The organism is Candidatus Defluviilinea gracilis (assembly GCA_016716235.1).
GTDB classification, from domain to species: Bacteria; Chloroflexota; Anaerolineae; order Anaerolineales; family Villigracilaceae; genus Defluviilinea; species Defluviilinea gracilis.
The window spans coordinates 1,181,441-1,195,281 of sequence record JADJWS010000001.1 but is presented as its reverse complement, the minus strand read 5'-3'; the positions used below and the strand labels follow the sequence as shown (position 1 = coordinate 1,195,281).

Here is a 13,841-nt window from a genome sequence, read left to right as displayed (position 1 = left end):
AGGAGAAATCATGGGCAAATATTTTGAAGAATTCCAAGTGGGGCAAAAGACGGTCACAGATAAACGGACGATCACCGAAGCCGACATCATGCAGTTCGCCGCGTTGACGGGTGACGATAACCGCATCCACACCGATCCCGAATTCAGCAAGACGACTCCGTTCGGGAAGCAGATCGCGCATGGCGTGCTTGGATTGTCGTATGCTCTGGGTCTCGCGTGGCAAACAGGGATGTTGGATGGAACGGTCATCGCATTCCGCGAGATCAACGAATGGAAGTTCGTCAAACCCGTTTTTATCGGCGATTCAATTTATGTGGAGATGGAAACTGTCGAAGCCAAAGCGCTTCCACGCATCGGCGGCGGTTCGGTGACGATTGCCGTGGAAATTAAAAACCAAAACGACGAAGTCTGTCACCGCGGCAGGTGGACGGTGTTGATGGTGAGCAAACTGAAATAAAGTGTAACAAAGCGTAAATGAAAAATTGCTCACGAACAATTCAGATTACCTTTCTTTCTATATTCTTGTTAATCCTGTTAGCTTGCATCCCTGGCGGAATTGGATTGCTCTATGAACAGGATTTAGATAATGACTATGCGGTATGGGCAGCCGATGATATTGTACAAGCGTGTGTAGTCAAGAAAATTGAAAACTCAAATTCTGCGTCTTGTAAAGTGCCACCGATGGTCTTTGCATATGGTTGGAACAAAAGATATATATTAGCGAAGCAATATTCCCAGAAAAGTCCTTTTGATGTCGACACAACAAAAGCGAACTGGTTTATTGTAGATATGAAGAATGATAAAGTGTATGGTCCGATGACCGAATCTGAATACTTGGAAACCAGAGAAATGTTAGGTGTTCCAGCTAAAATAGATTTCACAGTTGAGTTGGAAATAAAATAAGACTATGCCTCCCGAAAATGAAGAAAACAAACGCCGAATAAAAAAATTACTCGACTCCGAAGCCGAGACCCGCGCCGAGACTCCCATCGAGCCGAAGGTGGATGAGCAAGGGACGACGAAGGCAAGCGCGGCAAAGAAGACGCCGCCGCCCTACTTCGACCCCGCGGACACGCTCCTCTTCGGAGATGAGAATTCCGAACCGCGCCACATCCCGTTGGATGAAAATAACATGCCGCTTCCGCGCCGCGTCAACGAAGTGGACATGGATGGGACGCGCGTATCGCCCGTCGCGTATGAGCGTGCCAGCCGTCCGCGTGGAATGACCGAGACGCGACGCGTGTCGCCGCCGAGTCAACCGCGCAAAGCCGCGTCCACATCCTTCGATTGGAGATCCATCAACTGGAAAAAAACTGGCGGATGTTTGGGACGCGCCGCCGTGTTGGCATTGTTCGGCATCGTCATCCTCGCCATCGTCGTCGGCTCGGTCGGAATCTACACATACTATTCCATCGCGCGGACATTGCCCAGCGTGGACGATCTCAAGAACCGCGCGTCGCAATTTGAAACGACTCGCATCTTGGACCGCAACGGAAATTTGCTGTACGAGATTCTCGATCCCACCGCGGGACGCAGAACGTATGTGACGCTCGACAAAATTTCCCCCGCGCTTGTCGCCGCGACGATCGCCACCGAAGACAAAGACTTTTACACACATCCCGGCTTCGACCCGTGGGCGCTCATCCGCGCATTGTGGAAAAATTATCAGACCGACGGGCAGGGCGGAGGCGCGTCCACGATCACACAGCAACTCGCGCGCGCGTTACTGCTTTCGCCCGAAGAACGCGCCCAGCGGACGTATCGCCGCAAAGTACGCGAGATCATCCTTGCCGCCGAAATTACGCGGCGTTATTCCAAAGATGAAATCCTTGAGTTGTATCTCAACGAAATTTATTACGGCAACCTCGCCTACGGGATCGAAGCCGCGTCCGAAACATATTTTGGCAAGACCGCGAATCAGTTGACTCTTGCCGAAGCGTCTTTTCTTGCAGGATTGCCGCAATCGCCATCGGTCTACGACATTTATTCAAACCGCGATGCGACGCTCGTCCGCCAGCAACAAGTGTTGGTGCTGATGTTCGGATTGAGTCAATCGGAGGATTGCATCACCGTCAGCAACAGCGAAACACCGATCTGCGTGGACCAAGTGGCGGCGGTGCAGGCGGCGGACGAGATCAAGAGCCGCGTCTTCAACTCGCCGAACATCAACACGAAATATCCGCATTGGGTCAACTTCGTCCGCGCCGAGTTGGAAAAACAATACGACGCGCAGACCATCTATCGCTCGGGTTTCATCGTTTACACCACGCTCGACCCGAAGTTGCAAGATGAAGCGCAGAGACTCGTCACCGAACAACTCGCGGGTCTCGTGGACAAGAACGCGAAGAACGGCGCGCTCGTCTCGATCAAACCTTCGACGGGAGAAATCCTTGCGATGGTCGGCTCGCCCGACTTCAACAACGACGCGATCGCGGGACAGATCAACATGGCGGATAGCGCGACGCGTCAGCCAGGCTCTTCGATCAAGCCCATCACGTATCTCGCCGCGTTTGAAAAAGGATGGACGCCCTCGACTCTCATCTGGGATGTGCCGACCGATTTCCCCGACGGGGCGAATCCGCCGTACTCGCCCGTCAACTACGACGGAAAATTTCACGGTCCCATGACCGTGCGGACTGCGTTATCCAACTCGTTCAACATCCCCGCTGTGAAAGCGTTGGAATTCGTCGGCGTGTACGACAACCCGAACACGCCCGAAGAAGACGGCATGATCGCCATGGCAAAAAGACTCGGCATCACGAGTCTCACAGGCGATCAATACGGTCTCGCGCTCACGCTCGGCGGCGGCGAAGTGAGTCTGTTGGAAATGACCTCCGCTTTTTCCGTGTTTGCGAATGGCGGAAAAAAACTTCCGCCCGTTGCGATCCTCAAGATCGTTGATTTTGAAGGCAACGTCATCTACGAATACCAACCGCCGCAAGCCGAACAAGTCATCCGCCCTGAACACGCCTTCCTCATTTCATCCATCCTCTCCGACAACCAAGCGCGTTCGTGGATGTTCGGACCCAACTCCGTGTTGAATCTCCCCTTCCAAGCCGCGGCAAAAACAGGGACGGCGGGCGATCCGCGCGGCGCGGACGGTGTCAACGTCTACGACAACTGGACTCTCGGCTACACTCCCGATCTCGCCACTGGCGTGTGGGTCGGCAATGCCGATTACACTCCGATGATCAACACGTCTGGCACAACAGGCGCGGCGCCGATCTGGTCTGCGTTCATGCAATACGCTGTGCCGCTTGTGAGTCCCAACAACACTCCCTCCTCATTCGTTATCCCGCAAGGCATCACCGAAAAAATCATCTGCGCGGTTTCAGGCGCCGAGCCGTCGAACTGGTGCAAGGGCGGTCAACGCAGTGAATTCTACGCAAGCGACCAGCCGCCCCTGCCCGCGTCGCAAGACCTCCTCCGCCAAACCGAACTTGACACGTGGACGGGTCTCATCGCGGGCAACGCTTGTCCCGATTTCGACAAAGAAGAACTCGTGATGAACGTCAAAGATGAGTGGGGTCGCAAGTGGCTTCGCAGTGGCGACGGCAAAGATTGGCTCGAGTCGCACGATATGCCGCGCAACCCGTTCTTCGCGCCCGACCGCGAATGTTCCGCCGACGATCCGCGCCCCATTCTCGAATTCTCTAATTTCAATGATAATGACACCATCACTGATTCGAATCTGGTCATCAAAGGCACGATCGACGTCACCAAAGGCGGTTTCACTGGCTGGCGTCTCGAAGTCGGGGACGGCGACGATCCCAACGACTGGACGACTCTCGCGCAAGGCGACAACAAAATTGAATCGGACACCATCTTCAAATGGGATTTAAAAGACGTGACCTCGAACAAGATCACGCTTCGGATCTATCTCCAAAACGGAGAGGAATTCTACGCCGAAAAACGCGTCACTCTGACCCTCAACCTGCCTACCCCAACCCCCGAACCGACTCTCACTCCCAGCCTCACCCCGCTCCCCCCAACCGACGCGCCCACTTCGACTCCCTCCGAAACCCCAACCCTCGCCCCGCCCACCGACACGCCCACACCGAGTTTGACTCCCACACCATAATTGCGCATGTCACCCTGAGCGATAGCGAAGGGTCTCCTCCACGCCATGCAGAGACCCTTCGATCACAAAACCCATCCCAATCATGTCATGCTGAGCGCCAGCGAAGCATCTCCTCCACAGCGAGCAGAGACCCTTCGGTCGTGGCGCGAGGCGCCACTCCCTCAGGGTGACATGGCTAGAAGTGAATTATGAAATCCTACTTTGTCTACATCATGACAAATAGATCAAAGACTCTCTACACAGGCGTCACCAACAATCTCGAACGCCGCGTGTATGAACACAAGAACAAACTTGTCGCGGGGTTTACAAGCAAGTACAACATCACCAAATTGGTATACTACGAAGAAACAAGTAATGTACACGCCGCGCTTGCGCGAGAGAAACAAATCAAAGGCTGGCGCCGCGCCAAGAAGATTGCATTGATCGAGGCTGAAAATCCAGAATGGAAAGATATAAGCCTTGAATGGTATAAATGAATTAACGCTATGTCACCCTGAGCAATAGCGAAGGGTCTCCTCCACGCCGAGCAAGAGACCCTTCGGTCGCTATCGCTCCCTCAGGGTGACATGTAGGTGTGTCATGCTGAGCGATAGCGAAGCATCTCCTCCCCAACGAGCAGAGACCCTTCGGTCGCTATCGCTCCCTCAGGGTGACATGCCATAGGTACAACCATGAATCTCCCCGACATCCTCTTCCTCTACGAATACAACTACTGGGCGAACAAGAAGATCCTCGCCGCGAGCGCGGGTGTGACTCCCGAACAATTCACCGCGCCCGCATCCTTTCCGTTCGGCGGTCTGCGCGGAACGTTGGTCCACACCGTGGATGCGGAACGTATCTGGCGCGTGTTATTTGAAACACAGATCGTCACCGAAGATCAAGATCTTGTGGCAACAGACTTCCCAACTTTTGAATCGCTTGAACAAAAATTCCGCGAAGAGGAAGAATTGATGCGAGCCTACCTCAATCGCCTGAGCGATGAAGATATGGACAGCCATCTACGCTATACAGCCTCTTCGGGTATTCAGCGCGATAGAATCATTTGGCATTGCCACATCCATCTCGTGAATCACGGCACGCAACACCGCAGTGAAGCCGCCGCGATCCTCACCGACTTGGGTCACTCGCCCGGGGAACTTGATTTCACCGTGTTTTTGAACGAGTGGAAAAAATGAATGGGAATAACCGAACCAGCCTCAAGGTCGGAATGATCGTGCTTGTCGTCCAGAAACAAGATCAGCGAACGGGGAAGTTGACGAAAGGCATCGTCAAAGATATATTGACCAAATCGCCGAACCATCCGCACGGCATCAAAGTCCGTTTGCAGAGCGGAGAGGTGGGGCGCGTCAAGGAAATCGTTTTGGAATGAAGAAAAAAATACTATTTGGAATTCTCGCGCTGGGCGCGATGCTGGCGTGTGTGCCGTCCGGGCTGGCAACGCCGGTGGTCGTTCCGGCGGACTCGAATGCGATCCAACTGTATATGCAACAGACCGCCGGAGCCGCGTTCACACAAACACAGGCGTCGATTCCCACCCTGCCGCCAACGCTAACGCTCACCCCCACGCCGCGTCCCACATTCACGCTTGACCCCACCTTCACACCGGTGGGCACGATTGTTCTCGCCGCGCCCCCGCAGTCGCAACACGTGCAATATTTCCGCGTCAAGCACGATCACCAACTCGCGCTGTACAACTTCCGTTCGCGCACGGTCAGCCCCGATTGGGGATACACCAAGCAAACCCCTGAAATTTTGCCAATGTTTCCGATCCCCAAGGAGGGCACAGGCACAATCCGCACCCCGGTGGATGGCGCCTGGGAGCGATTCATCAACGACTTGAACGGGAACAACAACGGCAAACTGACGTACCTCAAATCCTCCGGCACGGCATTGTTCAACGGGGCGGGCTTCCCTCAAATGGAAAGCCTGACCATGGGCGGCAACATCGTCACCCTGGAGGCGATCTCCAACGGCTGGGGCAAGGTACACACCATGGATTTCAACTCGCCTGGGAATGCCAGCGTCGAGAACTATTTCACCCGCCCCGATCTCGTGCATAAATTCGTGTTGGTATCCTGGAACACCAAAAACAAGACCACCATCTGGCCCAACACGCCAAAAGGCGATATCTTTTATCCGTTCGTGACGCGGAACGATGCGTGGGTGCAGATGGAGCGCCTCGAACCGTTCCCCATCCTGCCGATGAACGTGAGCGTGGTCATCACACAGGATGTGCGCAAAGAACCCAAAGCGGATAGCGAACTGACAAGTACCCGTCTTGAGGAAGGCAAAACGGCAACCATCATCCAGTATCATCCTTCCGCTTCGGATGTGTGGGGACAATTACAAAACGGCGGATGGGTGCTCTTGTTCTCCTACACCAAGGACGGTCCCACCCATTTCACAACCTGGAGCATGGCGACCATGCCTCCAAACCCGCCCCTGTTTTCGGAGTGAAATATTCCAATACTCAAGCGCGGAACAACCCGCTTGAGTGACAAAAGGCGTGTGCTATACTCGCGCGCATGCCCATCCTTTCGATTCTCCTCCCCATTCTCGGTTATCTCTGCGGCTCCCTCCCTTTTGCCGTGTGGGTCACTCGCTTCGCCAAAGGGGTAGATGTGCGCGACGGCGGCTCGGGTCACGCGGGGGCAACGAACACAGCACGGCAGGCGGGCTTCGGCTGGGGCGCGCTCGTGTTCGTTCTCGATATCGCCAAAGGATTTATTCCAACATGGCTGGCGTATCGATATTCGGGTGAAACCTGGGTCATCGCTCTCACCGGCGCGTTGGCGGTCATTGGTCACTGCTGGCCCCTCTTTGCGCAATTCCGCGGCGGCATGGGGCTGGCAACCTTCGGCGGCGCCGTTCTCGCGCTGAACGCGCTCGCCTTCTTTTCCGGCATCGTCTTGTTGGCGGCAATGCTGGCGATCCTCCGCCATCGCGCGCGCGCCAGCCTGATCGCCGGCTTATTCCTTGCGCCGCTGTATTGGCTCCTCAACCTGCGCGGCGCGGAATTTTGGATCGCCATCGTTTGCGGGCTTGTGATCGCCTACCGTTTTCTCATGGACTGGAACCGTCAATATCGGGGGCTGTAATGAAACTCGGCATCGTCACCGACTCAACGTGCGACCTCCCCAATGACCTCATCGAACAACACGAACTTGAAGTCATCCCCTCCATTTTGATTCTCGAGGGAAAAGAATACGCGGATGGAATTGGACTCTCGCGCGAAGATTTTTACAACCGACTCGCCTCGCTTCACCCCTACCCGACAACTGCCTCGCCTTCGATCGGCGATTTCGCCTCCCGCTACGATTCCCTCCTCTCGCGCGGCTGTGGGCACATCCTCTCCATCCACGCCGCAGGGACGTTGACCGCCATCCTCAACTCCGCGCGCCAGGCGGCGGTTGACTTCCCCAACAAGATCACCATCATAGACAGCGGCTCGCTCTCGCTGGGACTCGGTTTTCAAGTCCTCGCCGCCGCCGAATCAGCCGAACTCGGTCTGCCAGCCGCGCTCGACGCCATCGAATCGACTCGCAAGCGGTTATCCGTTTTCGCCGCGCTCGACACGCTGGAGAATCTCAAACGCAGTGGACGCGTCCCAGGCGTGGTCGCGCATTTGGGCGGATTGTTATCCATCAAGCCAGTGGTCGAAATAAAAGAGGGTCACGTCAAACCCATCGGCGCGACGCGAACCACAAAACAATCCGATGAACGGATGTTGAACTTGCTTTTAGAAATGGGAGAAATGGAACGGCTGGCGATCCTGCACACCAACGCCCCCGCGCGCGCAAAAGGATTATTGAACAACGTGATGGAACGTCAACCCGAATTTGTTCCGCGTGATATTTTGTTTGTGAATGTCACCGCCGTGATCGGAACACATCTGGGGGCGAATGGTCTGGGCTTCGCGGCAGTGAAAAAAGACCATGGACGATAGACGATAGACGATAGACCATTGTCCATGGTCAGTCGTCCATCGTCCAATCACGAAAACGCCTGAATCCCCGTCTGCGCTCTTCCTAAAATCAACGCATGAATATCATGCGTGCCCTCATAGGTGTTGACCGCTTCAAGATTCATCGCATGTCGAATCACATGGAACTCATCCGAGACGCCGTTGCCGCCGTGCATATCGCGCGACATTCTTGCAATATCCAGCGCTTTGCCGCATGAATTGCGTTTGATCAGCGAGATCATCTCAGGCGTGGACTTGCCTTCGTCAATCAAGCGTCCCACGCGCAACGCGGCTTGTAATCCCAGCGTGATCTCCGTCATCATGTTCGCCAACTTCAATTGAATGATCTGATTCGCCGCCAACGGACGCCCAAACTGCGGACGGTCCAACGTGTATTGCCGCGCCGCGTGCCAGCAAAATTCCGCCGCGCCCAACGCGCCCCACGCAATTCCATAACGCGCCTTGTTCAAACACCCGAACGGACCTCCCAAGCCTTTCACATTCGGGAACATATTTTCCTCAGGCACGAATACTTCGTTCATCACGATCTCGCCTGTCGCGCTCGCTCGCAGGCTGAACTTGCCCTCGATCTTCGGCGCGGAGAGTCCCTTCATCCCTTTTTCCAAAATGAAGCCGCGAATCTCGCCATCAAGTTTTGCCCACACCACGAACACATCTGCGATGGGCGAGTTGGTAATCCACATCTTGTTGCCTTGGAGAATGAAACCGCCGTCTACTTTTTTGGCGCGGGTCTCCATGCTGGCAGGGTCGCTCCCGTGATTCGGTTCGGTTAAGCCAAAGCAACCGATCCACTTTCCGCTTGCCAAATTCGGGAGATATTTTTTCTTTTGCTCATCGGTCCCATACGTGTGAATCGGATACATCACCAACGAACTCTGCACCGACATCGCGGAACGGTAGCCGCTGTCCACCCGCTCCACTTCGCGCGCCATCAATCCGTATGCCACATGATTCAACCCCGCGCCGCCGTATTCTTCGGGAATGGTTGAGCCTAGGAATCCCAACTGTCCCATCTCATCCATGATTTCGCGGTGGAAGATCTCCTTGCGGTTCGCCTCCAGGATGCGCGGCTGTAATCTTTCCTGGCAATACCTGTGCGCGATTTCACTGATCACGCGTTCCTCGTTAGTTAATTGGTCGTTGAGCAGAAAGGGATCGTCCCATTTGAAGGTTGGTTTTGCCATGGTTGCCTCATCGTTGTAGTATAGACGCCATCGGAAATAATTTTTAGGACGCAGGTGAACGCTGATTCACGCTGATGAAAAGAGAGAAACAATCTGCGCCTTCTGCGCGCTTCGCGGTCAGCGTCCAACGAAGGTTTTGTCTTATGACCGATAAAGTCTTTGCAAAAAGATTGTATCAAAAGATGATCTTACGCGAACACCGCGCCTTCCATTTGCAACAGCCATTCTTTGGTTTTCAACCCCTGCCCGCCGCCATAGCCGCGAAGTTTGCCATCCATGCCGATCACGCGATGACAGGGAATCACCAGCGGCATCGGGTTCATGGCGTTCGCCCCTCCCACCGCCCGAGACGCATGCGGACGGTTGATCTGCTGGGCAATGTCGAGATATGTGCGCGTTTCGCCATAGGGGATGCGGAACACGGCTTGCAACGCCTCGCGCTGGAACGGGGTAAAGAGAGTCCAATCCACAGGGATGGTGAAGGCGCGACGTTTCCCATCGATGTATTCGGCGAGTTCCTTCGCGTACGGCTGGACGCGTTTCGCATCTTCCACGACGGGACGGCTGAATCGCGCTAGATAAGAATCAAACTCCCCCTGCGATTCCGCCCACTCAACCGCGACCAGGCCGAAGTCGGAGGCGGCGAGGCGGAAGTCTCCCAGGCGAGTCCCGTTCAATTCGCCGATGAAGATGGGGGCGGCATCCTGTCTTGTCTTTTTCATTTCGATCGCTCGCTTGAATTATAGCGCGAACTACCTCGCTCGATCTTCGAGAGCGCCCAGGTGTTGGCAAATTGGCGGCAAACAAAATTACACGCCACACATCCCATTTGCCTCTCATGGATTTCCCACACTCTTAAGATGGATAGCCAAACTTTTCAATTGAATCGGGAATGGTATTATCATTGGGGTAACCAAAGGAAACCCATGCCTACGAACTCCTCCTTCAAACTTTTCATCACAGCCCTACTGCTGGCGTCGCTCGCCTGCGGAGGAACGGTTCCATCTGTCCCTACCACAGATCCGAACGCGGCGCAGACTGCCATCGTCGAAACGATTGCCGCGATCCAGATTCAAGATACGGCATCCGCGTTGCCGTTGATCGGGGCAAGCCCCAGCCCCGCGCCGACCGATACGCCGACTCTCACGCCGACGATCGAGTTCACAACCACGCCAGAGAAACCCATGATTTCCGTCGTTGTGGATACGTTTTGCAGGATGGGCCCGGGAAAAGAGTATGAGAAAGTGGGCATTTTGCTTGTGGGCGAAACCACCGAGATCGTCGGTCGGCACGCCACCGGCAAATATTGGTACGTGCGCAACCCGGATGTGGGCGCGGAATTTTGCTGGATGTCCGGCGAATACGCATCGGTTACCGGCAACTACGCAATGCTTCTTGTGCAAACGCCCCCCTTCGCTCGACCCGCAGATTTCGAAATCACTTATCTGGGCATGGGCAAATGCTCCAACGACTTCTGGTCCGATATTCGCCTGAAGAGCATCAGCGACCAGCTTTTCGAATCCGTCAGCCTCACCGTGCGCGACCTCGACACAACCACTTTCCGCTCTGCCACCGCGAACGATTTCACTTTCGTAGACGGTTGCGGCGGAGCGCAGGAACCCGCCGATTATTTGATCCAGGGCGGCACAGTGCGCATCAGCACGCCCACCTTCCCGTTCAACCTGAACTCGCACAACATGTCCATTTCGATCACCCTATGCACCGACTCAGATTTGCGCGGACAGTGTGTGACCAAATCCCTCTCCTACATCCCATGAGCGATTCCGTTCAACAATGAGCATCGTTCCTTGACGCATCCTCTCTTTCCCCGTAAGATTGTCCCCGCAATAGAACATACTTTCAAAGAGACTCGACCACCAAGGGCACAAAGGACACGAAGTTAAAACCTTTGTGTACTTCGTGTCCTTCGTGTTTAAAAATTTGGAGCAACTATGGAACTTGGACTAATCCGCAAAATAGACATTGACACCGAAATGCAACAGGCGTACCTCGATTATGCGATGAGCGTGATCGTGGCGCGCGCCCTGCCCGACGCGCGCGATGGACTCAAACCTGTGCAACGCCGCATCCTTTACGCGATGTACGATATGGGCATCCGCGCGGACTCGGCGTATAAAAAATCTGCGAGAATTGTCGGTGAAGTGTTGGGTAAATATCATCCGCACGGCGACTCGGCGGTGTACGAAGCGATGGCGCGCATGGCGCAGGATTTTTCGATGCGCACCATGCTCGTGGATGGTCAGGGGAATTTTGGTTCTGTGGACGGCGACCCGCCCGCGGCGATGCGTTACACCGAAGCGCGTCTCACCAACGCCGCGCTCGATATTTTGTTCGACCTCAACAAAGAGACCGTCAACTTCACTCCCAACTTCGACGACACATTAACCGAACCGAACGTTTTACCTTCCGCGATTCCGAATCTGCTGGTCAACGGCGCGACGGGTATCGCGGTGGGCATGGCGACTTCGATCCCGCCTCATAACCTGAGTGAAGTTGTGGACGCCCTCGTCTACATGATCGAAAAGTGGGAGAAACTCGACGACATTGACGTGGAGCAATTGATGAAGTTCGTGCAGGGACCAGACTTCCCGACGGGCGGACTCATCGTGCAGGAAAAAGACGAAGAGGGCATCGAAGCCGCGTACGGCTCGGGGCGCGGACGTGTCACCGTGCAGGCGAAGGCGCACGTTGAAGAGATGGAGCGCGGCAAGAATCGCATCATCGTTACCGAACTGCCGTACATGGTCAACAAGTCGAGTCTCATCGAGCGCATCGCCGATCTCGCGCGCGATGGCTATCTCGAAGGCTTGTCCGATCTGCGCGACGAGTCGGATCGTCAGGGCATGCGCATCGTGTTGGAGATGACGAAGAACGCCGATCCCGATGTCGTCTTGCGCGACCTCTACAAACGCACGCCGATGCAAACCACATTCAGCATCAACCTGCTCGCGCTGGTGGACGGCGAGCCGCGCACGTTAACGTTGAAGCAGGCGCTCCGCGTCTACGTGGAACACAGGCTGACCGTCATAAAGAGGCGCGCTGAATTCGATCTGGCAAAAGCCAAAGCGCGGGCGCACATCCTGGAAGGATATTTAGTCGCCTTGAAGAATCTGGATGAAGTGATCAACATCATCCGCTCCGCCTCGGACGTGGAGACTGCGCGCGCCAAACTGATGAAGCGCTACAAACTGACGGAGTTGCAGGCGACGGCGATCCTTGACCTGCAACTGCGCCGACTCGCCGCGCTCGAACGCAAGAAGATCGAAACCGAATATAAAGAAGTGAGCGCGGTGATCAAAGAGTTGACCACGTTGTTGAAATCGCCGAAGTTGATGCGCGGCGTTGTGGCGGACGAACTGTTGAAAGTGAAAGCGCAATATGGCGACCGCCGCCGCACGCAGATCGTGACTCTGGGCGAGTCGAAAGACGGCAAGACGACGAAGAAAGCCTTGACCGCGCGCGACCTTCTGCCTGAACAACAAGTGTGGATCGGCGTGACCGACGATGGCTTGGTCTCGCGCACCGCCGACGATAAACAGCCGAAGCATTCGGGCAACGACGCGCCGCGCTGGCTGGTGAAAGCCGCCACGACAGACACGATCTATTTTGTGGCGAAATCTGGACGCGCCGCCGCAGTTGCCGCGCATATCATTCCGCAAGCCGAAAAGTTGACGCAAGGCTCGATGTTCTACAAAGTCTCGCCGCTCACGGAAAATGATTCGCTCGCGGCAGTGTTCGCGTTGCCGTCACGAAAATCTACATTGTCCGAAGAGACGTGTGTGCTGACCACGACAAGATTCGGCATGATCAAGAAAAGTTTGATCAGTGAATTGCCAGGACCATCGTCGCAAACATTTGTCTTGGTCAAAGTGAACGAAGGCGACCGATTAATTTCTGTCGGATTAACCGACGGCAAGAAGAAAGATATCTTCCTCGTCACCGCGCAGGGCATGGCGATCCGCTTCAAGGAAGATGACGTGCGCCCGATGGGACTCGTCGCGGCAGGCGTCAACGGCATGAAGTTGGACGATAAAGATGAAGTCATCGGCGCGGAAGTATTACCGTCGGAAGGTGAAGTGTTCCTGCTCACGAACGACGGCAAGGCAAAGCGCGTGGAAGAAAAAGAATTCCCCACACAAGGACGTTACGGCAAGGGCGTGATCGCCTGGGAACTGCCTGAAAAAGAAAAACTCGTCGGTGTGGTGACGGGCAAACCGAACCACATGGCGACCATCCACTTGAGCAAGGGCGCGCCGAAATCAACTCGCTTAGATGCGGCAAGTCTACGCAAACGCGCCGCCACGAAGGGTGATGTGGTGGTGGAGGTGAAGCCTGGCGAGGAAGTGGTCTCGGTCAATGTGGCGTGGGAGGCGGGGAGGTTTGTAGGGGAGGGGAAAATAGAAAGTGGAAAGAGGAAAGAAGGAAAGAAGACTGCAAAGAAGTCTGCGGCTTCAAAGAAGAAGGTCGCGGTGAAGAAATCTTCGGCGAAGGCGAAGAAGGCGGTTAAGAAGGCAAGAACGGCGAAGACAAAATCCTCGAAGGGGAAGAAAAAGAAATAAGGTTATACTTG

The 13,841-nt window shown here is 55.1% G+C and carries 13 protein-coding genes; 11 read left to right on the top strand and 2 right to left on the bottom strand.

Going from position 1 to position 13,841, the window contains the following annotated elements:
* Positions 1-10 precede the first annotated feature (10 nt).
* The 9 genes from IPM31_05615 to IPM31_05575 all read left to right on the top strand — a co-directional run bounded on the left by IPM31_05615 (position 11) and on the right by IPM31_05575 (position 8,027).
* Positions 11-457, top strand: a complete 447-nt coding sequence (locus IPM31_05615) for a dehydratase (protein MBK9006454.1) — start codon at positions 11-13, stop codon at positions 455-457.
* A 17-nt stretch (positions 458-474) separates the two neighbouring features.
* Entirely contained in the window at positions 475-903 is a 429-nt protein-coding gene (locus tag IPM31_05610; protein ID MBK9006453.1) for a DUF3997 domain-containing protein, read from the top strand.
* A 4-nt stretch (positions 904-907) separates the two neighbouring features.
* On the top strand, positions 908-4,081 hold the full coding sequence (locus IPM31_05605; protein MBK9006452.1) for a penicillin-binding protein: 3,174 nt from the start codon (positions 908-910) through the stop codon (positions 4,079-4,081).
* A gap of 188 nt (positions 4,082-4,269) precedes the next feature.
* Positions 4,270-4,557: a GIY-YIG nuclease family protein gene (locus IPM31_05600; GenBank protein MBK9006451.1), complete on the top strand. Its 288-nt coding sequence runs from the start codon at positions 4,270-4,272 to the stop codon at positions 4,555-4,557.
* A gap of 195 nt (positions 4,558-4,752) precedes the next feature.
* The gene (locus IPM31_05595; GenBank protein MBK9006450.1) at positions 4,753-5,256 is read left to right on the top strand and encodes a DinB family protein; all 504 of its coding nucleotides are present in this window, start codon (positions 4,753-4,755) and stop codon (positions 5,254-5,256) included.
* Entirely contained in the window at positions 5,253-5,450 is a 198-nt protein-coding gene (locus IPM31_05590; protein MBK9006449.1) for a YwbE family protein, read from the top strand. The genes IPM31_05595 and IPM31_05590 overlap by 4 nt, the downstream gene beginning before the upstream one ends.
* Positions 5,447-6,538, top strand: a complete 1,092-nt coding sequence (locus tag IPM31_05585; GenBank protein ID MBK9006448.1) for a hypothetical protein — start codon at positions 5,447-5,449, stop codon at positions 6,536-6,538. Before IPM31_05590 ends, IPM31_05585 begins: the two co-directional genes overlap by 4 nt.
* A gap of 68 nt (positions 6,539-6,606) precedes the next feature.
* Positions 6,607-7,179, top strand: coding sequence for a glycerol-3-phosphate acyltransferase (locus tag IPM31_05580; GenBank protein MBK9006447.1), 573 nt, complete (start codon positions 6,607-6,609; stop codon positions 7,177-7,179).
* Positions 7,179-8,027 carry a DegV family protein gene (locus IPM31_05575; GenBank protein MBK9006446.1) on the top strand — a complete coding sequence of 283 codons (849 nt, stop codon included), beginning with the start codon at positions 7,179-7,181 and terminating at the stop codon, positions 8,025-8,027. The genes IPM31_05580 and IPM31_05575 overlap by 1 nt, the downstream gene beginning before the upstream one ends.
* 47 nt (positions 8,028-8,074) lie before the next feature.
* On the opposite strand, the gene IPM31_05570 is transcribed toward IPM31_05575, so the two are convergent.
* Together IPM31_05570 and IPM31_05565 are read right to left on the bottom strand one after the other, a co-directional pair.
* Positions 8,075-9,250: an acyl-CoA dehydrogenase gene (locus IPM31_05570; protein ID MBK9006445.1), complete on the bottom strand. Its 1,176-nt coding sequence runs from the start codon at positions 9,248-9,250 to the stop codon at positions 8,075-8,077.
* Positions 9,251-9,438: 188 nt separating this feature from the next.
* The gene (locus tag IPM31_05565; protein MBK9006444.1) at positions 9,439-9,972 is read right to left on the bottom strand and encodes a methylated-DNA--[protein]-cysteine S-methyltransferase; all 534 of its coding nucleotides are present in this window, start codon (positions 9,970-9,972) and stop codon (positions 9,439-9,441) included.
* Between the two features lie 204 nt (positions 9,973-10,176).
* Here IPM31_05565 and IPM31_05560 point away from each other — a divergent pair, with 204 nt between their 5' ends.
* Together IPM31_05560 and gyrA are read left to right on the top strand one after the other, a co-directional pair.
* A complete protein-coding gene (locus IPM31_05560) occupies positions 10,177-11,028 on the top strand; it encodes a hypothetical protein (protein ID MBK9006443.1) in 852 nt (283 codons plus the stop codon).
* Between the two features lie 174 nt (positions 11,029-11,202).
* The gene (gyrA, locus tag IPM31_05555; GenBank protein ID MBK9006442.1) at positions 11,203-13,830 is read left to right on the top strand and encodes a DNA gyrase subunit A; all 2,628 of its coding nucleotides are present in this window, start codon (positions 11,203-11,205) and stop codon (positions 13,828-13,830) included.
* Positions 13,831-13,841: the final 11 nt, after the last annotated feature.

Coding starts and splice junctions, on each gene's coding strand:
- IPM31_05600 (MBK9006451.1), top strand. CDS start 4,270: ATGAAATCCTACTTTGTCTACATCATGACAAATAGATCAAAGACTCTC.
- IPM31_05615 (MBK9006454.1), top strand. CDS start 11: ATGGGCAAATATTTTGAAGAATTCCAAGTGGGGCAAAAGACGGTCACA.
- IPM31_05575 (MBK9006446.1), top strand. CDS start 7,179: ATGAAACTCGGCATCGTCACCGACTCAACGTGCGACCTCCCCAATGAC.
- IPM31_05580 (MBK9006447.1), top strand. CDS start 6,607: ATGCCCATCCTTTCGATTCTCCTCCCCATTCTCGGTTATCTCTGCGGC.
- IPM31_05590 (MBK9006449.1), top strand. CDS start 5,253: ATGAATGGGAATAACCGAACCAGCCTCAAGGTCGGAATGATCGTGCTT.
- IPM31_05585 (MBK9006448.1), top strand. CDS start 5,447: ATGAAGAAAAAAATACTATTTGGAATTCTCGCGCTGGGCGCGATGCTG.
- IPM31_05565 (MBK9006444.1), bottom strand. CDS start 9,972: ATGAAAAAGACAAGACAGGATGCCGCCCCCATCTTCATCGGCGAATTG.
- IPM31_05570 (MBK9006445.1), bottom strand. CDS start 9,250: ATGGCAAAACCAACCTTCAAATGGGACGATCCCTTTCTGCTCAACGAC.
- IPM31_05595 (MBK9006450.1), top strand. CDS start 4,753: ATGAATCTCCCCGACATCCTCTTCCTCTACGAATACAACTACTGGGCG.
- IPM31_05605 (MBK9006452.1), top strand. CDS start 908: ATGCCTCCCGAAAATGAAGAAAACAAACGCCGAATAAAAAAATTACTC.
- IPM31_05610 (MBK9006453.1), top strand. CDS start 475: ATGAAAAATTGCTCACGAACAATTCAGATTACCTTTCTTTCTATATTC.
- IPM31_05560 (MBK9006443.1), top strand. CDS start 10,177: ATGCCTACGAACTCCTCCTTCAAACTTTTCATCACAGCCCTACTGCTG.
- gyrA (MBK9006442.1), top strand. CDS start 11,203: ATGGAACTTGGACTAATCCGCAAAATAGACATTGACACCGAAATGCAA.